Raw genomic sequence first — 21,898 nt, forward strand, 5'->3', positions numbered from 1 at the left:
GCAGAGCTGTGTAAGCCAATTTCATTTTATAAAGCTATCTTTGATCAATAATCTTAAGGCTTCACGGCATTGCGGATCGCTTCAACTTCAGCCGTTTCCATGCCCATCGCATTGTCGACGGTAACTTCCTTATTAATCAGCTTCTGCTTCACTTCTTCCACCTTAGCCTGCAGATCAGCAGGGAATACGTCTTTGTAAATGTCATTCTCCGCAATGCCTACGCCGTCTTCAACGAAGCCGAGCACATCACGTTTGCCCATCTCAAGCGTCCCGTCCTGCAGTTTTTTCACTGCGCCGAGAATGGCCGTATCGATCTTTTTAATCGCGGAAGTGACAATCAGGTTTGCTTTTTCACTATCCGTATCTTTCAGCAGCAGCGCCTGGTCCGAATCAACACCGATAGCATATTTAGTCTTTTCCTTGGCTGCATCAAAGATTCCCAGTCCCGTACCGCCGGCTACGTTGAAAATAATATCCACACCCGAGTTGTACTGGATCAGCGACAATTCCTTGCCTTTGGCAGGGTTCACGAAATCTCCGGCATAGGATACCGCTACCTTCACATCCGGATCAACATACTGTGCGCCCTGGATGTAGCCCACCAGAAAAGCATTAATGCCGGGGATATCCATCCCACCCAGGAATCCGATCACATTCTCCGGGTTGGCATTCGGCATATCAGACTGTGTTGCAAGTGCAGCTGCCGCCCCTGCCAGGAAAGAGACCTCATTGGTCGAATACGACATGTTGTACATATTTTCAGGCGCTTCATCGATATCGGTATCGTAGTTGATGAATTTTTTATCCGGATTCGCCTCAGCCGTTGCATTGAACATTTCCGTAATTTCCGAGCCGCCCGAGATGACAACATCCCAATCCTCAGCAGCAATATCATTAAAAGTAGGTTCCCACTTCGTCTTGTCCGCGCCCATTTCGACCACTTTCGTTTCCGCGCCTAGCTCGTCCTTCACTTTTTGCAGGCCGCTGTTTGCCGCATCAAAAAACGACTTGTCGCCCAGCGTTCCCGGAATAAGCAGCACCACCTTGAGCTTGTCCCCTGCAGCAGCCTCTCCGCCTTCAGCATTTGTTCCGGAGTTGACCGCATTACCATTGCCGGACGTGTTGTTTCCGCATGCAGTGACCAGTACCATAACCGCCATCAGCAATAAAGCGAGCATCTTCTTTTTCATTTTCTAAGTTCACACCCCTGTTTTGTAATAGATCAACGCTGATAAAATAGCATAAAGTTCCAATTACACGTTTTGTCTAACGGATAGCATCGGGCAGCATGAATAAAAGACTGTTGAAATTCTGAAAACAAGCAATTTACCTTGAAAACCAAACATTTCATGTTACATTTCTCGAAAAAACCGCATAAATCCGAACAAGATGGCCAGTCCAGTTGAGAATCTTCGGTTTAATTGATAAGATCATAACAAAAGAAAAGATAAATATTTATATATTTTCGGTCATCTTTTTGTACGATTCGGCTAAATGACGATAAAGGGAGGCTCATCATGGACCGTGTTCTATATATTGTAAATGCAGAGCATGAAGCAAATACGTATATCCCTCCGCATCAGCATGAATGTTTCGAGCTTGTGTATTATATCCATGGCCAGGGAACCTGCAGCATTGGACCACGCAGCTATCATTTCCGGCCCTTCACCTTTGGCCTGATTCCGGCAGGTTTCAAGCATGACGAGAATCATCAGCCCAGCCCGGAGGTGCTGTTCGTCGGCTTCCATTGCGGCAATCCGATTATCAATACACTATCCGGCGTTTTTGACGATGATAAGGAACATACCGTACTGCAGACCCTGCAGCGGATGAATGCGGAATTCAAGCGCAAGCGCGACGGGTTCGCCGAGCTGCTGAATCTGCAAATGAGCGAAATTACCGTGTATCTGCAGCGGCTGCTCGCCGCCTCGGATTTCCATTCCCCGGCAGAGGATCAGATGCAGTATGTGCTGAATTATATGAATGAGCATTACCGCCATAAGCTCTCCGTGTCCTCTCTGGCAGAAATGTCCGGTTATAGCTACGACCGCTTCCGGCATCTGTTCAAGGAAAGATTTGGACATTCCCCGCACCGTTATCTTGTACTGAAGCGCCTGGATTATGCCAAATCTCTGCTGCTGCATACCCAAATGCATATTTCGGAGGTCTCTTCCGCTGCCGGATTCGTCAATGATGCCCAATTCTGCAATATGTTCAAAAGAGAGAGTGGACTCTCCCCGCGTACTTTCCGCATCAGAAGTAAGGTCATGTAATATAACATTAGTCATTTACTTTTCGCTTTTTTTCACTATAATGGAACTTAAGCTTACGTGATGATGACTTATACCGGCTGATCCCGATTATATCCAGATCCGCTGCCCCAATATAAGGTTTGCCCCATTTCTGTTCACAGAATGAAGGAAGCCGCGATTTAGAGAATCTTTTTTCTCTATGTCTGCGGCTTCTTTTTTTATTCCCTTTTTGGAAGGTGCGCGAGTCAAGGCACGCTGAAGCTTACAACGGTGTACAGTTCAACAATTAATGAGTGAAGGAGGTGCAGCCCGGATGGCATTCATGAATATACGGCAATTGCTGGAGCACTGGGAACGCAGCGGCCGGCTGCTGAAGGTCCGCAAGGAGGTGGACCCCAAGTTTGAGCTAGGGGCCGTGATTAAGGCCGTGAAGGGCAGGCAGCCCATGGTCTTCCAGAAGGTAAAAGGTTACTCCGTCCCGATGGCAGCCGGTCTTGGCGGCTCCAAAGAGCTGCTCGCCGGGAGTATGGGCATGCAGCCGGAAGACTTGCTGCCACGGCTGATCGAGGCCGTTGTTCATCCGCTGCCTACGAGAAGCTGTGATCAGGCTCCGGTGCAGGACAACGTGATTACGAGCCGGATTAACCTGCGGGAGCTGTTCCCGGTCTGCACCTATAACGCCTTGGACAGCGGAGCTTATTATGTCTCCGGGGTGATGGTCGTCAAAGGCGCGGACGGGCAGAAGCGCTACACCTCCATCCGGCGGATGCAGCTGCTGGACGGCAACCGGACCAGCATCCTGATCTCCTCCCCTGAATTATTCCAGCAGTACAGGGAATTCGAGGAACGCGGTGAGCCGATGGAGGCGGCATTCATGTTCGGCATCGTCCCGGCAGTCGTGCTGGCTTCCCAGGTCAGCACCCACCTGTTCCATGCCGATAAGCTGGAGGTCGCCTCTGCCCTGCTCGGCCAGCCGCTTGCAGTAGTCCGCTGCAAGACGATCGATCTTGAAGTGCTGGCCGAGGCCGAGGTTGTATTCGAGGGCCGGATTCTCCCCCGGGTCCGCGAACCGGAAGGTCCGTTCGGCGAACTCGGCGGTTACTACGGCCCGCGCACCGAGCAGCCGGTCGTGGAATTCTCCGCTGTCACCTACCGGAACAATCCGGTCTGGCAGACCATTCTCCCGGCCAGCTATGAGGAGAAGCTGCCGATGGCGATTGCACGTGAGATTGCCCTGCTGGGCTCCGTCCGCCAGGTCGTCCCCGGTGTCAAAGATGTTCACATCAGCATGGGCGGCGTCGGGCGTTATCATGCGGTCATCCGCATCCGGAAGGTGCAGGAAGGCGACGGCAAAACCGCCCTTCTAGCCGCCTTCGCTGGCGACAAAGATCTCAAGCATGTAGTCGTTGTCGACGAGGACGTCAACCTGCTGGACCCGCTTGATGTGGAGTGGGCGATCGCCACCCGCGTCCAGGCTGATCTGGACACCTTCATCGTTACTGGAGCGAAGGGTTCTCCGCTTGAGCCCTCGCACAACCTGCGCGGCGTCACCGCCAAAATGGGCATCGACGCCACCTTCCCGCTGGCTGAAGCGGAGCATTACCGGCGGACCTCCATCCCCGGTCAGGAGAGTATCGAGCTGGCAGATTATTTATAGACGATGAAGCCGGATCATGGAGATACAAATTAGCTTAACAGGAGGTGGATCATGCAAGCGATCGGATTGATCGAGACCCGGGGACTAACCCCGGCCCTCGAAGCACTGGATGCGATGTGCAAAGCAGCAAATGTGAAGCTGGTCGACTTCAAGCGTGTCGGCTCCGGACTTATAACGGTTATCGTCGAAGGCGATGTCGCCGCAGTCCAGGCGGCCGTGGAAGCCGGTATCACCGCCTGCCCCCGGGCCGGAGGACAGCTGATTTCCTCCAACGTGATTCCCCGGCCACACCCGGATCTGGCGCGGATGCTGCTGTAGATTGATTGAACTATAGAACTACATGCATGCACCTAAGACTATAGCTAACAGGCTGCAAATCAGCGGTGACCGGAGCAAGCTTTGATTATAAAGGGCGGGTAGCAGGGAGTGCAAAAAGCGGTTCTGCGGCTGTATGTAAATAGCCATGAAGCTGCGCTGGCTATACACAACACGTGGCACTCTACCCGAGGACTAACGCATTACTCTCCGGCCCGCTGCCCGGCAGCGGAGCGAGCTAACTTAAGTACAGCTGTAAGTACTATCTCCTAGCAGCTACTGTGAGTACGTCTGTAAGTGCTACCTCCTAGCCGCTTCTGTAAGTACGTCTGTGAGTACTACTGTGAGTACATCTGTGAGTACATCTGTGAGGACTGTGAGTACATCTGTGAGGACTGTGAGTACTACTGCAAGTACATCTGTGAGTACTACCTTCTAGCCGCTACTGTAAGTACGTCTGTAAGTACTGTGAGTACTACTGTAAGCACATCTGTAAGTACAGGCCTAAAAGTTGTACGTTTTACAACTTAGACACCCCGATACTTGGGAAATTGTAAGGATTGTTGTATGAAATACAACAATTTCCCGCTTAGCAGCTTGAATACGGGAGGAATGTTGCCTTTTATACAACAATTCCGGATTAGGCTACCATTTCACGAGGGGAATGTTGTATTTCGTGCAGGATTTTCGTTAGTGTCTTTAAAGTTTAGCTTGTACTGCACGCTATATAGGACTCTTCCTATGATTAGTGGACGTTTTTCCGTTTGGCAGCACTTCTCTGCGTGTGAACAACACGATCCCAAGTTGTCTGAAAAATTGTCTGAAGGAAACCTATACGGGCGCATTCATACTTAGTTTAGGAGGTGATTTCCCTTGTCCAATTTCATGAAGAGCATTGTTGCCGAGGTTTTGGAGCGAAATCACCCTGCTGCTCCTGCTCTCATATCCGTTGTTTCACCTGTTACCGTTGCTCCACTTGTTACCGTTACTTCACCCGTTACCGTTCCTATTCCAGCTCCGGCGCTTGCTTCTGTCTTTGCTCCCGCTCCGGCTTCTGTTTCTTCTGCTACGGCTACTCCTGCTGCTTCTGCTGCTCCGGCTACTACGGCTGCTTCTGCTGCTCCTGTTGCTTCTTCTGCTCCGGCTCCGGGTGCGACTGCTGCTGCTGCTTCTGCTTCTTCTGCTCCGGCTTCTGTTTCCGCCGGCCCTTCCTGTTCAGCAGGCAAGCAGGCGGACTGCCCGGACACTTGCAGCAGTCCCCGGGATTGTCCGCAACCGCCGGGCGGGATCAAGCGGGTCAATTACCAGCGGGAGCAGGCCGGGAAGAGGCTCGCATTACTTGGCCTGCCCGGTGCATCCCCTACTCCAGTCCGGTTGCCGGATAACGCTGCACAACTCAGCAACAGACATCTTCCTCAGGAACTGCCGGCAGCATCCACAGCTACCGGACGATCCCAGGCAGTCAATGTGCCTGGGGATCATCGGAGCTTTGCCGAACGGTATCTGTCCCCTCTGCTCTTGCGCACCCTTCCTACCGGGAGCGTGCATTCTTCCGGGGGCTGGCAATCTTCCGGGAGTGGGCAGGCTTCTATTCCAGTCGGTGCTCAGCATTCGGGCAAGAATTCAGCCGGAGATATTCCCTGCCGGCCCGGTATCCCCGGGGCTGGCGCTACCCAGATCAAGGATTCAGCTGGAATAACATACTCCCGGAACACCGCTTCACCGGACACTCCCTTCCCCCTCATCCGGGATGGAACTATGGATGCCTGGCTGTTCCCTGTAATCAGCAGCAGGCTTCGCGGCGTGCTAGGCACTGCTGGCCGCAGCTGCAGCTCAGCAGGCATACTAAGCGTTCCTGTCTGCCATCCGGGCCAGCTGTTCGCCGCAGAAGAACTGCTGGGCAGTGATCCTGCTCTGGAAGCAGATATCCAGTGGGGCGCCAGCGGCGGGAGCTTTGAGCTACGGCTGTTCAGCAACGATTCCGCCAAGCTGGACCGCTTGCTGACGGAGCTCACCGGCATCCTGCAGCGGGATTCCGCCCGCCGGGTCCGGGTATACACGAGCCTGCAGCCCGGCCCGCTGCTGCGGCGGCATCTGGCTGCAGGCCAACAGGAGGCCATTGCCGTAATCGATGCCGCCTCGCGCTGGAGCAGCATCGGCCTCGCGGAACAGCTGCTCGGCGGCTGCCCGGATGCAGGCCTTAGCCTCCGCGCCGAACGCAGCTACTGCATAATCAGCGGAACCTCCGCTCAGCTGGCAAGTGTGCTGCCTGGGTTAACACGCTTTGCAGACCAGTAGCAACTCTGATAAAACAAGTAATCCCGCCCTGTCGCTCAAGCAGTCCTAAAGACTAAGCCCATCAATAACAAAGGAGGTGCCGGTGATGCAGGCACTCGGATTGATTGAGACTCTCGGATATACCACCGCCGTCTCCGCCGCAGATGCGGCCCTGAAAGCGGCGGATGTGCAGCTGATTGCCGTTGAGAAGGTTATCGGCGTCGGCGGTTCACTCGGTGTAACCATTCACTTAAGCGGTGATGTTGCTGCGGTCAGCGCGGCGGTAGATGCAGGCAAAGCCGAAGCCCAGCGGATAGGTACAGTCATTTCCGCCCATGTCATCGCCAAGGCCCACGAAGATGTGAACCACAAAATACTGTCCAGATTCCTGCCGTCCAAGACGACAGACGCCGGAACTACATCGGACGGAGCCAAATCTGCCGCACCTGCCATACTTGCTGAAGCTGATCAAACCGACCAAACCGGAACAGCCAGTACCTCGGCCCCGGATCTGCCAGAAATTGAATAAACACTAACAATCTACCTATCTACCTATCTATCTACCTATCTATCTATCTATCTGTCTATCTGCCTGCCTGCCTGTCTGTCTATCTGTCTATCTGTCCACCTATCTACCTATCTAACTATCAGTCTATCTATCTGTTCGTCTGTTCGTCTGTCCGTCCGTCCGTCCGCCTGTCTATCTGTCTTATCCCCTTACTGCGTATCTCGTTTCCAGCAGGCATTTTTGAATTACAACTAAATTATTGGAGGTTTTCTATAATGGGAGAATCACTCGGATTGATCGAAACTAAAGGTCTGGTAGGTGCAATTGAAGCAGCAGATGCCATGGTGAAGGCAGCAAACGTGGAAATCTGCGGGTATGAGAAAATCGGGTTCGGACTCGTTACTGTTATGGTACGCGGTGATGTCGGAGCGGTAAAAGCCGCTACGGATGCGGGAGCTGCCGCTGCCAAACGGGTCGGTGAACTGGTGTCCGTTCATGTCATTCCCCGTCCGCATAGTGAGGTGGAACGCGCCTTGCTCTCCAAGGGTATTGAATAAATACTCCCATGGACAGCCGGCATAGCACAGTTGCGGAGAATGCCCTGCTGGGATTGTCTTACCGGTCCAGAACGGCAGCGCTGAATGAGGAATATCCCCGGGTGCTGGTGCTGCTGGCCGGCCATTTTATCGGTATGGAGGAAGGTTACGCTGCGCTGCGGAGCTTAAGCACAGGTAACGTCAGGCTGCGCTTATGGGCGGAAGATCAGCTGCTTGGGACAAATAACGCCGGAGAACTTGCACGACAAACCGGAGTAGATGACCTTATCCACCCCGGGCAGGCCCATAAACTCTCCCCTGCCGATGCTGACACCTTGTTGATCCCTGTACTATCGCTGTCGCTCCTGTCCCGGCTCGTTCAGCTGGATACCGGGCATCCCTTCGTGAGGCTGATTGTCGAGAACCTATGTGCCGGCAAGCCGGTGGGCGCTCTTACTCTCGGAGCGGAGCCGGAACATTACCGCTGGAGCGAGCAGGGTTTATCTCAGGCCAGTCCGCTGCTGAAAGAGAAAATGCGCAGCATGGTGACCGCAATATCCGGCTACGGGATCAGGCTCCTGGCGCCCAGCGGTCTAGGAAGCTGGCTGTCTTCCAGTAATGAACCGCCGAGGAAGCAGGTGCTGACAGAGGAGGATATCATCGCAGCCCTCAAGCTGGGCAGAACCTCCATTACTCTGAACGGCCCGGCAGTCATTACCCCGCTGGCCCGGGACACGGCCCGGCAATACGGAATTGAGATTATCCATGTAGGATTTGAATAGAAGAGGTGACGATCACATGAAGCTGGGAATCATTACAGGACACGTCGTAGCTACACGCAAAGATGAGAATCTCGTCGGTGCCAAGCTGCTGATCGTACAGCCCATTCTTCCCGATAACACCCCTGCGGGACAGCCGCTTATTGCGGTTGATACTGTAGGGGCAGGCATCGGAGAGACCATTATCTATGCAGTGGGCAGCGTAGCTTCACGGGCGTCGACGCATCCGAATGCTCCTATAGATGCCGCAATTGTCGGAATCGTGGATAGTGTGGATTGTCCCAGAGCAGGAGGCTTGTAGATTATGCTAACGACCGATATCAAAGATGCGATTCAGCGCCGGCGGATGATTGATGTGCTGCTCTCCGGCCAGCTCCATGCCGACCTGGTGCTGAAGGGCGGCTATATTATCAATGTAATCACCCGTGAGATTTACCCTGGGGATGTAGCTATTAAAGGTGACCGGATTCTGCTTGTGGGCGAGGCTGATAAACTGATCGGGCCGTCCACAGTAGTCGAGGATATGCGCGGTAAATTCATCAGTCCGGGCTTTATCGATTCACATATGCATTTTGAAAGTGCGATGCTGACGGTTACGGAGTTCTCCAAGCTGTCGATTCCAACCGGAACAACCACGCTGGTGGCTGATCCCCATGAGATTGGCAATGTGCTGGGCGTTCCCGGAATGAAGGCGATGATTGAAGAAGCGAAGACCCTGCCTAACCGCGTGCTGTTCACCGTACCTTGCCTTACACCCGATGTGCCCGGTCTTGAGACCGCAGGCGCAGATATCGGCTCCAAAGATATGCAGGAACTGCTGAATGACGACCATGTTCAGGGAATCGGCGAGCTGCAGGGCTTCAGCAACGTCCATCCCGTATACCGAAACGCCCCTTACCTGATCGATGATCTGCTCGCTTCAGTGTCCTATGCCAAGGCTATCGGCAAAAGCATTGAGGGCAACGCCCCCGGCCTGTCCGGCCAGGAGCTGGCTGCCCACATCATCTGCGGCGGAGGCCATGTCTCCTGCCATGAGACAACGACCAAGGAAGAAATGATGGAGAAGCTGCGCTATGGGGTCAGTGTATTCATGCGCGAAGGCTCCTCGCAGCGCAATATGGCGGAGTGCATCCGGGCAATCACTGAGGAGGGTATGGATTCCCGGCGGGCCATCCTGGTCTCCGACGATATGGTGCCGGAGGATCTGCTAAAGCACGGCCATATGAATGATATCATCCGCCGGACGATCGCCGTCGGCATTGATCCGGTTGAGGCAATTCAGATGGCCACAATTAATCCGGCTACCCATTTCGGCTTCCAGGATATCGGCGTGCTGGCTCCAGGCAAGAAGGCCGATATCGCCGTCATCAGCGACCTGACGAACATGACCATTGCCGAAGTCTATATCAGCGGAGCCAAGGTTGCCAGTGATGGCGAGCTGACCCGCGAGATCCCCTCCTATATCTATCCGGACTCCGTTAAAAAGTCTGTGAAGCGCAAACCGGTTAAGCCGGAAGATCTATACCTTTCCGCCGAAGGCGCTCAAGGAACCGTCCGGGTCCGCGCCATCGGGGTCATCCCCGACCAGAATCTGACCGGCTCCGGCATCTTCACCGCTGCCGTGAAGGATGGCGTTGTGCAACCCTCTGTAGAAGAGGATCTGCTGCCCTTGCTCGTCGTAGAACGGCATGGCCGCAGCGGCAAGATCGGCAAAACCTTCGTCCGCGGCATGAAACTGAAGGCCGGTGCCATCGCCGAAAGCGTGGCGCATGACACCCATAATATTATCGTCACCGGCACCAATTACACCGATATGGTGACTGCGGTCAACCGGGTCATCGCGATGGACGGCGGCATCGCCATGATCGAAGGGGGCAAGGTGGTCGGCGATCTGCCGCTGCGCATCGGCGGATTGATGACCGATGAGCTGACCGGCAAAGAGATGAGCGCAAGAATTACCGAGCTGCACCGGCTGGCCCGCGAGGAGCTGGGCTGTACGCTGCATGTCCCGTTCATGCATCTCTCCTTCCTGTCGCTGGTCACCAGCCCGGCCTGGAAAATCACCGACATCGGCCTGATCGACGCCGATGCCTTCACCGTGCTGCCGCCGCTCGCCTGAGCCCGTATTTTAAATGAAAGGAGTACGCTACATGGGTATTCAGGTAATTGATCTCTCACAGGAAATCTATCAGGGAATGCCGGTTTTTCCGCCGCATCAGAAGACGATGATCTTCCCCAATATGAGTCATGAAGAGAGTAAGAACAAGCTCGGCTTCGAGTTTGCCACGAACAACCTGCTGATTAACGAGCATGGTCCGACCCACAGCGATGCGATTTACGAATATGATCCGCACGGGCCGACGATTGATGAGATGCCGCTGGAGTATTTTTACGGACCGGCTGTCTGCCTGGACCTCTCCCATATTTCACCGGACGCCTACATTACCCGGCCTGATCTGGAACAGGCGCTGCGCAAAGACCATCTCCATCTGGATAAAGGCGATATCGTCCTGCTGTACACTGGACATTATAACCGTGCCTACGGCACTGAAGAATGGCTGACCCGCTATACTGGCCTGGATTATGAAGCGGCCGGATGGCTGGCGAAGCAGGGGATCATTAACATCGGCATTGATGCGCCTTCTATTGATAACCCGCTGGACCCGCTATTTTCCGGCCACCTGATCTGCCGTGAGTACCGGATGACCAATACCGAGAATCTCTGCAATCTGCATCTGATCGCCCAGAAGCGTTTCCTGTATTTCGGACTTCCGCTCCGGATCCGCCGAGGCACCGGCTCCCCTATCCGTGCCGTCGCGGTATTCATAGAATAAACAGATGAGGTAGGTGATTGTACCGTGACCACAGACAAGGTAATTGAAGAAATCCCGGTACCGGCTTACGAGGGAAGAAGCGCGCGGGTCCGCCAAGGCCAGACGCTCTACATCATCGATACCGAGGGCAAGCAGGTGGGCGATTTCGTCTGCTTCAATGCCGAAGACCCTGACGAGCATGTCTCCCCCGTACACATGAGATCCTCGCTCAGCAGTATCCGGCTCAAGCCCGGCGACGGCCTCTACAGCAACCGCCGCAGACCGCTTATGCAGCTGACGAAGGATACGGTGGGGAAACATGATTTCTTTTTTCCGGCATGCGACTATTACCGCTACAAAATCGACTTCGGGCTGGAGGAGCATCCGAACTGCCATGACAATCTACAGAAGGCGCTGCATAAATATCAGCTGGGTCACAAAGAGCTACCCGATCCGATCAACTGGTTCATGAACAATGCGCTGGATGAGAATCTTGACTATGTCATTGAAGAGCCACTCTCCCGGCCCGGCGATTATGTCGCGCTCCTAGCACTGACTGACGTGATCGTCGCCCTCTCCTCCTGCTCGCAGGATCTGGCCCCGGTCAACGGCTTCAAGGTAACCCCGCTGCTGATGCAGATTACTGAACCAGCTCCGGCTGTACCCCCGCTTTGCCGGGATATACCGTATCGTTAAAACTGCACTATGGTAGCTTTTGTACACAAATCTTGCATTTGTTCACTGCCCGATTCTCCATCCTGTTCACTGTTGTAACCTTGCTCTACTGTCCCGTTCATGGTATGCAGCTTATAATTGTACTATGAACAATATAGATCAGGCCGGTATCGCCAGAGTACACAGTGAATCAGGGGGCTGTTTATGGGACTGCACAAACTCGGCAATCGAAGAGCATTGTACAGCAGGTTATTAGTCAGTATTACACTTTGCGTCTCCTTAACTTTTCTTGTCTCCACCATCATCTATTATAATTACTATATCGGTGTGGAAAAAAAGCAGGCCTTCCAGTCCGACCTCGGCAACCTCACGCAGACCAGCAGTGAAGTCGTTAACATGACCGATGCTGCGCAATCGCTTTCTTTTCAAATTTACCGCAACAGTACGATCTCCAAAATTGTTTTCTACGACAAGCCTGATATCTATGATGTCACGGCAGCCATGTCCGAGCTGGGCAATTACTTAAGCTCCATGCCTTATATTGAGTCCATATATGTCTATAATCCCAAAAGCGGACAGCTGTATATTGCCTCTTCCCACGGGCAGAACGGTGTATTTACTGAGCAAGAGCTGGTAGACACCCCTATTCTGGATATCCTGGGCCATTATCAGGATTACAAGGCCTTCACACCGATTCCCAGAGTGTATTCCAATGGTGCACGGGAGAACGACCAGGTTCGTGCTTATACTTTTTTGTGTCTGGATGCCATCGGCTGGGACCGGGCTATCAACTCTGCGGTAATCGTTAACATCTCTGCCCCCTGGATCAATAAGGAAATCACCAGTCCTAATAATTCTGCCAGCGCCACTTACATTCTGGACGATCAGGGGGCTTTTCTGTCCGGCAACAGCCTGAAGCAGCAGGAGCTCTCCCCGGAGGAAGCCGGATGGATTGAACAGCGGATCAAAGGCCAGGAGGCGGGTTATTTCATCGGGCCCTTCGGTGGCGTGAACTCGCTGATTTCTTATACTGCACCGGATGACTTAAGCTGGCAGTATGTGCGGATTACACCCTACGACAACATTACTGAGCATACGAATACTATCCGCAACACCACCCTGCTTATTGCAGCCCTTGTTCTGGTGGCCGGCATCGGCCTCTCCTGGATCATGTCCAGAAGCCTGTATCTGCCAATTGACCAGATTGTCAGCGAGATGAACATTCTTGAAACGGAGAAACGAGACAGCATGTTCATGATCCGGCAAAATACACTGCGCGATCTCATTCTCGGCCTCAAGCCGTTGCAGTCTATTCAGCAGGTAGAGAAGCTGCGCCAGCTCGGGATTCACTTCACCTTCAATGATGATTTCCGCCTGATCCTGCTGCGGATTGATCACTACAAAGAGTTCAGGGAAGCCCGCTCTTCCTACCTGCTGGCCTCCAAGTTTGCCATTATGAATATCGCTTCGGAAATTTGCGGCCAGACGTACCGGGTCGAGACTGTGGATATGAACGATGACGGCATCCTTGTGCTGCTGAACATTATCGATCCCGTGGAGTATACGGATACCGGGCTGATCGAGACGCTGCTCCGGCAGATCCAGCAGGCCTGCTCCGACTATCTGAAGCTAAGCCTTACCCTCACCTACAGTCATATTGACCATAACGCGGGCCAGCTGCACCAGCTCTACAAGCAGGTCCGGGAAGCGTCGAATCACCGACTGTTCTACGGACATGGCTGTATCATTAACGCCCAGGACATATGCGCTCTTGAGTCCAGTACGTATCATTATCCTACCGATAAGGAGAAGAAGCTCACCGATGCGCTACTGAGCGGTAAACTGGAGGACGCTGCCGGGCAGTTCAGCAGCATTATCCGGGAGACCGAAGCCTTTCCCTTTCAGACGGTGCAGTTAACGGTATCCAGACTCAGCGTGACGGTCAGGGAGATCGTGAATACTGTCCAGAAACGTAACCGTTTACAAAACGACGCAATCAGCGGGCTGCCTTGCCTGGATTCCATTGAGACCATTGACGAGCTGGAGGAAGCCTTCTCCGCTCTCTTCACTGCATTGCGCGAACAGCTGGACGAGAAGAAGAACTCCAAGCAGCATGATCTGATCTGCCAGATTAATAGCAAGATCAGCGAAAATTACATGAAGCCGAACCTAAGTCTCAATCAGATTGCTGATGAGCTGGATATGTCGCCGATCTATATCAGCCGCCTTTACAAGCAGCAGACCATGAACAGTATCGTCGATGTCATTCTGGAGGTGCGGATGCGCGAGGTATGCGCCTTGCTGGAGAACACCGACCTGCCGGTAACGAGCATTGCCGAGCGCTGCGGCTTCACCAGCAGCTCTTATCTGCACCGGATGTTCAAACGCAGCTTCGGTACGACGCCTACGGATTACCGGCGTTCGAAGAATGCTTAATTGTTGACACATTAATGTTCTGGGAGTGCCGGCTATGCTGGCATTTCCGGCTGTTCTGCTGTAGCTGGTTCCAATTCCGGTTCCAGTTCCAGCTAAAGTCCCAGTTCCATTCCAGTTCCAATCCAATTCCAGCTCTAGTTCCTGTTCCACCTCAAGTCTCAGTTCCAGCTCAAGTGCCAGTTCCATTTTCCGGTCCCAGCTCGCTCCAGCTCCAGCTCAAGTCCCAATCTAACTCCAGTTCCTATTCCTGTTCCCGCCCGGTTCCCATTGAAATTGGTCGTGACAAGCTAAATGTTGTACGTATTACAACACTAAGCCAACAATACAGGGCATTTATAAGGATTGTTGTAGGAAATACAACAATCCTCGCGATTAGCCGCTAGAATGAGGCAAAATGTTGCATTTCATACAACAATCCCCGCTTAGCTAGCGCATATTGAGCAGAAATGTTGTATTTTGTGCAAGATTAGTCCCCAGTACACAGAGAACTCACCCGCTTTGGTGGATATTCTCCTGCTTTGGTGGATGCTCCCTCGCTTTGGTGGAACACCAAGCCAGTCTCTAATTCTATGGAGGTGCTCCCTTCATTTTGCTAGTTATTCCCACGCTTTGGTGGTTGCTCCCTCGCTTTGGTGGAACGCCAAGCCCGCCTCTAACTACTCGGAGATACCCCCTCCGCTTTGCTGGATGTTCTCACGCTTTGCTTGGTTTTCCCTCGCTTTGGTGGAACACCAAGCCGTCTCTAACTCTACGGAGATGCCCCTTCCACTTTGGCGGATGTTCTCACGCTTTGCTTGGTGCTCCCTCGCTTTGGCGGAACGCCAAGCCCACCTCTAGCTACGCGGAGAAGCTCCTCCGCTTTGGCCAGTCTCCATATACACGGAGACTGGCTTTTCTGCTCTCCTCCCCTACCACGGAAGCGGATATCTGACGTGGCTTTCTTTTGCTCTTCGAGTGCTGTATGCAGGTCTGGCTACCGCTTAAACAGCGGAGAAGACGGAATGAATGTGGAGAAGCGGCAGCGGTCGCCTTTGTATACGGATTTTCACCGCTAAGGTAAAATAAATAAAATCCGGATACAACAGCGATCGGAACATCATTCCGTTTTCGGAGCGTCCACCCAATGCGCCTCCGTTGCACCTGCCCCCTCCTACCACCTGCCCATAAAAAAGCCCCAAAAGCCATGCGGCTTCCGGGGCCCTTCTCTACTTAATACCTTTCTCCGCAGTATAAGCGTTCCACTGCTTCGTCCACTCCGCCTGAATCTTCTCGAGTCCGGCCTGCTTGGCCTTCTGCATGAAGGTCTCCAGCCCCTTGTCGATATCCTCCACCAGTCCCGCCTCCAGCGGGAACAGATATTGCTTCTCGACCTGCTCCAGCGCCGCTTTCTCTGCCTGATAGGAAGAATAGTCCTCTGCAAAGCCGAGGAACAGATCGGGCTTCTGAATCTTGTCGAGTTCATCGAAGATTGCCTTCACCCCGTCAAAACCCTTGTCGAACAGCATATACTCCGGATTTCTCCATGCCCAGCCGTTCATGCCCTCCCGGGTGAAGCCGTTGGTCTGGCTTGTTCCCAGCAGCTTGTAATAGCCGTCTTCCACAGTATAGTTCTTGCCTTCAATCCCATATTCGGTCAGCTGGTTGTAGCGTTTGTCCAGGACCAGCTTTTCATAGAAAGCGAGCGCCCGCTCCGGATTCTTGCTGCTCTTCGGAATCGCAAAACCATTATGAACCGGATGCACCGGAGTGGCATACCCCGTCGTCTTGCCGAACGGATAATACCCCAGCTCCCATTCGGGATGTGTGGTGCTAATCTTCATGACCATATCATTAAAGCGCGTCGGATTATCCCCGAACATGCTCGCCGCCTTGCCGGAAGTAATCGGGTCCTGCATCGTATCCTTGATATTCAGCACATTCTTGGGAATGAAGCCTTTTTCCTGCCAGCGCTTCATGACCTTCAGCTCTTCTTTTTGCTCATCGGAGCCCCAGTACGAGTACACTTCAGTAGGGGATTCATATTTCACGCCCATCCCATATGGCAGCGCACCGACCATCTTATTCAGCTCGGTATAAATGTAATGAAGATTATTGCCGATGTCGCTATTCAGGGAGGCCGGCATCATATCCGGTTCATTCTGGCGGATTCCGTCCATGTAAGCCTCATAGCTGGCCAGATCCGTAGGCTGGGGAAGATTGTATTTCTTGCGCAGGTCCTCCCGCCAGACGAAGCCGTTGGTCACGTATTCTTTGTACGTCGCAGGCACTGTATAGATTTTGCCGTCTACTTTAACATCCTCCCACATCGACTCAGGAACGAATTTCTGTAGCTCCGGCGCGGCCTTAGGCAGCAGCTCATCGAGGGCCAGGAACGCACCGCGTTTCGCATAGGAAGCATACTGGGTCCAGTCCGCCGTGAAGATCAGGTCAATCGCCTGGCCCGAGGAGAGCAGCAGCTTGTATTTCTGATCCCAGTCCGTCCAGCTCGTATAGTTGAATTTAACCGTTGTATTAAGCTCCGCTGCCGCCATCTTGTTGACTTCGGCTTCAATCGCCGGCAGATCCTTCGGCGCATCGCCGAGCATGTAGAACTGCAGCTCCACTTTCTTGGAGGTGTCAATTCCGGGTTCTGCCGTAGCAGTTGTACTGCCCTCTGTTGCCGCAGCCGTGTTGTTTTTACCGCTATCAGTGCTGCCCGCTGCCTCTTTATTGTTGCCGTTACTGCCGCCGCATCCCGCAGCGAGCAGCGAGACCGCCAGCATGGCTGTCAGGACAGCCAGCGGTTTTTTCCGTGCATTCTTGCTCATCATGAACCCTCCCAAAAATGTTGTTTGGTAATACTGCTTCCTGGTTCAGCTCCTCACAATATCTATGTTAGCCGAATAGCAGCCGCGAAGAACAGCGCGGATCTGCTACAAGGTTCTAACCTTTTACCGCGCCGATCGTCAGGCCTTTAACGAAATAGCGCTGAATGAACGGGTACAGAAACAGAATAGGTCCGGTGACAACGATGGCCATCGCCATTTTCGTTGACTCTGTAGGCAGATCTGCCCCGAGACTTACCCCGGTTCCCGCTCCCATGTTCGCAATGAAGGAAGCCGAGTTGATCACATTGTACAGGTGGAACTGCAGCTGATACTTGTGTGTGTCATTGATGAACAGGGAAGACGAGAACCAGTCGTTCCAGTACGTCAGCGCGAGAAACAGTCCAACCGTGGCAATGCCGGGCATCGACAGCTGCAGCACAATCCGCCAGTATATTTTGAAATCACCCGCCCCGTCAATCTTGGCAGATTCGAACAGCTCCTCAGGAACGGCAGAACGGATGAAGTTCTTCATCAGAATAATCAGGAACGGCGTCATCAGCCCCGGCAGAATCAATGCTCCATACGAGTCGGTCAGATGCAGATATTTGGTCATCATAATGTACCAGGGCACGAGGCCCCCGCCGAACAGCGTGGTGAAATAGATATAGAACGAGAACGTATTGCGGTATTTGAAATCCCTGCGGGCCAGCACATAACCAGCCATAGTCATGAAGAACAGCCCCAGCGTCGTCCCCGTAAGTGTAGTGAACAGAGTAACGCCATAGGCGCGCAGTACCTCATCCGGAAAAGTGAACACCGTCTTGTATCCTTCCAGTGAGAATTCCGCAGGAATCAGATGGTAACCGTCCCTGATAATCGATTCATTGGAGGACAGCGAGGCCGATATAATCAGCAGAAACGGGATCAGACACGCCAGCGAGCCGATGATAATAACCGTGTACGCCAGCCCCTGCAGCAGCCTGGTATAGTGATCGTCTTTAATATGCATGCTCTTTCTCTCCTCCTAGAACAACGCGTAATCATCATTGATTTTGCGGATCATGTAGTTCACCGTCATGATCAGGATGAAGCCGAACAACGATTGGTACAGCCCAGCCGCCGTCGCCATGCCGATATCAAAGGTCACCTTCAGGGAGCGGAAGACGTACGTATCCAGAATATCTGTTGTGTTATACAGCACCCCGTTGTTGCCGATCAGCTGGTAAAAGAGGTCAAACTGCCCCTTCATAATGCTTCCGAGGGAGAATAGCAGCAGCACTATGAAGGTAGACTTCAGCATCGGCACCGTAATATACCAGATCCGCTGAAAAATATGCGCTCCGTCAATTTTGGCCGCTTCATAGTACTCATCGCTGATCCCTGTGATGGCCGCCAGGTAGATAACCATGCTGTAGCCGAGATTTTTCCACAGATAGAACAGGATGATCAGGAAGATCCAGACCAGCGGCTTATTATAGACATCCACAGGTCCCGCTCCGAACCGGGCCAGCAAGGTGTTCAAGAAACCGCTATCATAATTGAACACGTTGTAGACGATGACGCTCAGAATAACGAAAGAAACAAAATACGGCAGGAACATAATCGACTGGGTTAGTTTCTTGAACCATTTGTGGCGCAGCTCACTAAGCAGGATCGCACAGACAATTGCCAGTACGTTGCCGAGCAGGATGAAGGCCAGATTGTAGCCGATGGTATTGAGCGTCAGCTTGATCAGCGTACCCGATTTCCAGAGAAACTCGAAGTTCTTCAGACCCACGAAGGGAGCATCAAACAACCCGGAATTGAAATCAAATTGGGTGAACGCATAATACACGCCGACCATCGGGAAATACGAATTGACCAGGAAGAACAGCAGCGCCGGCAGCAGCATCAGAAAAAGAATCCGGTTATGAATCAGCTCATGCAGAAATCCCTTCTTCCTTCTCTTCCGCGTGCCGGACTCTATCTGCGGGGACAGCCCGCCTGTTCCCTTCAGTGGAAGCTGGATAGCGAGTGGCATACCCGACTTGCGCTTACGGTGTCTCAAAGCCTTCACTCTCCTATACCTATATAAGTTGGCGGCACTGGCTCCGAAGCCTCCGCCCCTCGCGGCCATTATGGCTTCGTCCAATGGATGCCCTGAGTATAGAAGATACCTCCTGCAGCTGAACAGTGAACGTTACAGCTATCCCTGTATTTTATTGCCAACCCCAGGGTGTACATTTCATACTTTTGTGCAGTAACCACGCTTGAACGCAAATAAGCCCCCGGATTACTCTCCTTCAGGAGAAGAATCTGGGGGAATGGTGTGCGTACTCCCGCGCTCATATCATCATATATACTTCTAAAGCTCTACCGAACATGCCACGCCCGGCTTCTCCCTCACTCCCTGCCGGCGCCCGGCAAACTGCGATTCGGCCTGATTCAGCACCTTCCGTTTCCGCCAGCGCAGCAGCACCAGTCCTCCTCTTGCCGCTTCATCGGCAATCATGCAGCAGTAGATACCCAGCAGCCCCCAGCCGGACGAAATTCCGAGCCAGTAGGAGCCGCCTACGCCAATCAGCGTCATGGAGATCATCGAGACCACCATGGTATAGCGGGTATCACCAATCGCATTAAGCGAGTTGCCCATAGCCATATTTAGCATTTTGCACGGCTGCAGCAGCAGATTAAGCGCCAGCAGGGATACGCCGATAGCGACAATCTCCGGATCGGCAGTGAAGAATCCGAGCAGCGACCGGCCGAACAAATACAATAGCAGCACATTGGCGCTGACGATAGCCAGCCCGATGTACAGCGTCCGGTATGCTGCACGATAGGCCTCCTGCGTCTGCTTGGCACCGAAGAGATAGGCGATCTGAATCTGCCCGGCCATGGCGATGGCATAACCCAGCGTGAAGCAGAAGGACTCCAGCGTGTTCAGATAGGTACGTGCAGCCAGCTCCTTGGCACCCAGCAGGGCGAGAAAAGAATAAATCACCAGCTGTGACAGCACCCAGGAGGAGGAGTTCAGTCCCAGCGGCCAGCTGATCCTGACGATCTCCGCGAATAATTTGCGGTGGAAGGTCCGAAAATCCGGCAGTCTGATTCTGCGCTCAAAAGCGCTGCTGAACATATACAGCAGTACAGCCACACCGATCAGCCTGCTAATCATCGTGGAGACCGCAATGCCGCTTAGTCCCATCTCCGGCAGGCCGAACATGCCGAAGATTAGAATATAATTGAGCAGGATATGAATAACATTCACAGCCACTCCCGTATACATCGGCCCGCGCGTATTGCCTGTATTCCGGATTGCAGAGCCTAGAGAGGCAGTCATTCCAACCATGAACAATCCGCCGCCTACATAAGTAAGATAGACATGAGATAGCGGAATCAGCTCTCCTGAAATATGAAGCATCCGGGCAACCGGATCGGCATACAGAAACAAGCTGACACTGAAGGCAACCCCCAGGATAGTGCTTACAGTAACTCCCATAATCGCAATCGTACGCGCCTCTTCATTGCGGCCGGAGCCGAGCCGCTGCGCAATCAATATACCTGCACCTCCGGCGAACGTGGTAAACAGTGTAATCAAAGCGCCAAATAACTGATTCGAAATGCCTACAACGGCAACGGCATCATCAGAGATCCGGCTGACCATGATCGTGTCCACTGTCCCGAGCAGCGTTTGCAGAAATATTTCAATAAATATAGGCCAGGCCAGCATCCACAGTCCGCTCTTCCCACCCATGGGTTTCATGGAATAAACCCTCCTCTGCCGATATGCGGCTGCTATAACCTGTGTAATCAAGCCTTGCAATTCAAGCTTGCTCGAAATAAATTATAGATGATATACTCTGGAAAATGTACCATATCTCAAACCTAAACTTTCAATATTCAAACCATCCTGCAGGAGGCTACCCTAATGAATCCGCTCCTATTCCGCATTCCTCCCCTGCCGCATTATATTGCAAGCGGATTCAATCACTACCCGCCCGGCTATCAGCATCCGAACCGCCAGCATATCAAAGTATTCGATCTGCTTGTCGTCCGGCAAGGCTGCCTGTACATCGGTGAAGAGGAGCGGCGGTTTACGGTGAAGGCAGGAGATGCCTTAATCCTTCGTCCGGACTGCCACCACTTCGGAACGGAGGGCTGCCGGGAGGAGACTGCCTATTATTGGCTTCATTTTCAAACCTTCCATGACTGGCCCGCGCTGCCCGGTTCCGCACTTGATTCCGGCAGCCCGAATGAGCCGGTGAGCGGCCTGCCCGCTTCGTTCTTCAACATCAGCTCGTTTAACCTCGCGTTGTCGCAATTCGTCACTCTGCTGCAGCCGGCCAAGATCGAAGAGCTGCTAGCCCAGCTGGGGCAGCTGCAAGCCACTGCCCACCTGGAATCGGTCCGCTTCCGGCAGCAGGCTCTCTTCCAGGATATTCTGCAGTTGCTTGCTGCCTCCGTGAAGCCGGAGCAGCACAGCTCCCAGTCCACTGTATGCGCCGAGCAGGCCGCCTCCTTCCTCCGTGCCCATTACCGCGAAGAGATCACTACGGCGATGCTCGGAGACAGCCTTAACTTTCATCCGGTCTATATTGCCCGCTGCATGAACAAGGCGTATGGCTGTGCACCGATGGAATATCTGCTCCGTTACCGGATCGAGCAGAGCAAGCTGCTGCTGATGCAGACCAGCTTCCCTATCGCCCGGATTGCCGAAGAGGTCGGCTTCAACCAGGCGCCTTACTTCAGCTCCACCTTCATGAAGCTGGAGGGGCTGTCACCGCGGGAGTACCGCCAGCGCTTCTCATGAGAACAGGCCATCAGCGGTTTCCTCCGCTGATGGCCTGTTTCACTATTGTTTATA

18 protein-coding genes are annotated in these 21,898 nt (G+C 53.2%); 13 read left to right on the forward strand and 5 right to left on the reverse strand.

Going from position 1 to position 21,898, the window contains the following annotated elements; all coding sequences use genetic code 11:
* Window positions 1-53: 53 nt before the first annotated feature.
* A complete protein-coding gene (locus NSU01_RS30725; protein ID WP_042139960.1) occupies window positions 54-1,190 on the reverse strand; it encodes a BMP family ABC transporter substrate-binding protein in 1,137 nt (378 codons plus the stop codon).
* Between the two features lie 327 nt (window positions 1,191-1,517).
* Between NSU01_RS30725 and NSU01_RS30730 the strand changes: the two genes are divergently transcribed.
* The 12 genes from NSU01_RS30730 to NSU01_RS30785 all read left to right on the forward strand — a co-directional run bounded on the left by NSU01_RS30730 (window position 1,518) and on the right by NSU01_RS30785 (window position 14,248).
* Window positions 1,518-2,273, forward strand: coding sequence for an AraC family transcriptional regulator (locus NSU01_RS30730; protein WP_039307282.1), 756 nt, complete (start codon window positions 1,518-1,520; stop codon window positions 2,271-2,273).
* A 292-nt stretch (window positions 2,274-2,565) separates the two neighbouring features.
* Complete coding sequence (locus tag NSU01_RS30735) at window positions 2,566-3,909, forward strand: UbiD family decarboxylase (RefSeq protein WP_076247748.1); 1,344 nt, start codon at window positions 2,566-2,568, stop codon at window positions 3,907-3,909.
* Window positions 3,910-3,960: 51 nt separating this feature from the next.
* Entirely contained in the window at window positions 3,961-4,227 is a 267-nt protein-coding gene (locus NSU01_RS30740; protein ID WP_076247750.1) for a BMC domain-containing protein, read from the forward strand.
* 870 nt (window positions 4,228-5,097) lie between these two features.
* Complete coding sequence (locus tag NSU01_RS30745; protein ID WP_179093619.1) at window positions 5,098-6,522, forward strand: hypothetical protein; 1,425 nt, start codon at window positions 5,098-5,100, stop codon at window positions 6,520-6,522.
* An 85-nt stretch (window positions 6,523-6,607) separates the two neighbouring features.
* Window positions 6,608-7,030 carry a BMC domain-containing protein gene (locus tag NSU01_RS30750; protein WP_083705716.1) on the forward strand — a complete coding sequence of 141 codons (423 nt, stop codon included), beginning with the start codon at window positions 6,608-6,610 and terminating at the stop codon, window positions 7,028-7,030.
* Between the two features lie 254 nt (window positions 7,031-7,284).
* Window positions 7,285-7,566, forward strand: coding sequence for a BMC domain-containing protein (locus tag NSU01_RS30755; RefSeq protein WP_019908484.1), 282 nt, complete (start codon window positions 7,285-7,287; stop codon window positions 7,564-7,566).
* An 8-nt stretch (window positions 7,567-7,574) separates the two neighbouring features.
* Window positions 7,575-8,327, forward strand: coding sequence for a hypothetical protein (locus NSU01_RS30760; protein ID WP_076247754.1), 753 nt, complete (start codon window positions 7,575-7,577; stop codon window positions 8,325-8,327).
* A 16-nt stretch (window positions 8,328-8,343) separates the two neighbouring features.
* On the forward strand, window positions 8,344-8,625 hold the full coding sequence (locus NSU01_RS30765) for a EutN/CcmL family microcompartment protein (protein WP_039307265.1): 282 nt from the start codon (window positions 8,344-8,346) through the stop codon (window positions 8,623-8,625).
* A gap of 3 nt (window positions 8,626-8,628) precedes the next feature.
* Window positions 8,629-10,443, forward strand: coding sequence for an adenine deaminase (gene ade / locus NSU01_RS30770; RefSeq protein ID WP_076247756.1), 1,815 nt, complete (start codon window positions 8,629-8,631; stop codon window positions 10,441-10,443).
* 31 nt (window positions 10,444-10,474) lie between these two features.
* A complete protein-coding gene (locus tag NSU01_RS30775) occupies window positions 10,475-11,158 on the forward strand; it encodes a cyclase family protein (protein ID WP_039307263.1) in 684 nt (227 codons plus the stop codon).
* Window positions 11,159-11,182: 24 nt separating this feature from the next.
* Entirely contained in the window at window positions 11,183-11,833 is a 651-nt protein-coding gene (locus NSU01_RS30780; RefSeq protein ID WP_076247758.1) for an urea carboxylase-associated family protein, read from the forward strand.
* A 183-nt stretch (window positions 11,834-12,016) separates the two neighbouring features.
* Complete coding sequence (locus NSU01_RS30785; RefSeq protein ID WP_076247761.1) at window positions 12,017-14,248, forward strand: AraC family transcriptional regulator; 2,232 nt, start codon at window positions 12,017-12,019, stop codon at window positions 14,246-14,248.
* A 1,205-nt stretch (window positions 14,249-15,453) separates the two neighbouring features.
* Here NSU01_RS30785 and NSU01_RS30790 read toward each other — a convergent pair.
* From NSU01_RS30790 to NSU01_RS30805, 4 genes are all read right to left on the reverse strand, one after another.
* Window positions 15,454-17,055, reverse strand: a complete 1,602-nt coding sequence (locus NSU01_RS30790; protein ID WP_144026193.1) for an extracellular solute-binding protein — start codon at window positions 17,053-17,055, stop codon at window positions 15,454-15,456.
* 115 nt (window positions 17,056-17,170) lie between these two features.
* A complete protein-coding gene (locus NSU01_RS30795) occupies window positions 17,171-18,064 on the reverse strand; it encodes a carbohydrate ABC transporter permease (RefSeq protein WP_039309445.1) in 894 nt (297 codons plus the stop codon).
* Between the two features lie 15 nt (window positions 18,065-18,079).
* Window positions 18,080-19,075 carry an ABC transporter permease subunit gene (locus tag NSU01_RS30800; protein WP_076247786.1) on the reverse strand — a complete coding sequence of 332 codons (996 nt, stop codon included), beginning with the start codon at window positions 19,073-19,075 and terminating at the stop codon, window positions 18,080-18,082.
* Between the two features lie 324 nt (window positions 19,076-19,399).
* A complete protein-coding gene (locus tag NSU01_RS30805; protein ID WP_076247766.1) occupies window positions 19,400-20,797 on the reverse strand; it encodes an MATE family efflux transporter in 1,398 nt (465 codons plus the stop codon).
* Window positions 20,798-20,962: 165 nt separating this feature from the next.
* Here NSU01_RS30805 and NSU01_RS30810 point away from each other — a divergent pair, with 165 nt between their 5' ends.
* Complete coding sequence (locus NSU01_RS30810) at window positions 20,963-21,844, forward strand: helix-turn-helix domain-containing protein (RefSeq protein WP_076247768.1); 882 nt, start codon at window positions 20,963-20,965, stop codon at window positions 21,842-21,844.
* Window positions 21,845-21,898: the final 54 nt, after the last annotated feature.

This window comes from Paenibacillus sp. FSL H8-0259 (assembly GCF_037963255.1).
Classification (GTDB): domain Bacteria; phylum Bacillota; class Bacilli; order Paenibacillales; family Paenibacillaceae; genus Paenibacillus_AQ; species Paenibacillus_AQ phytohabitans.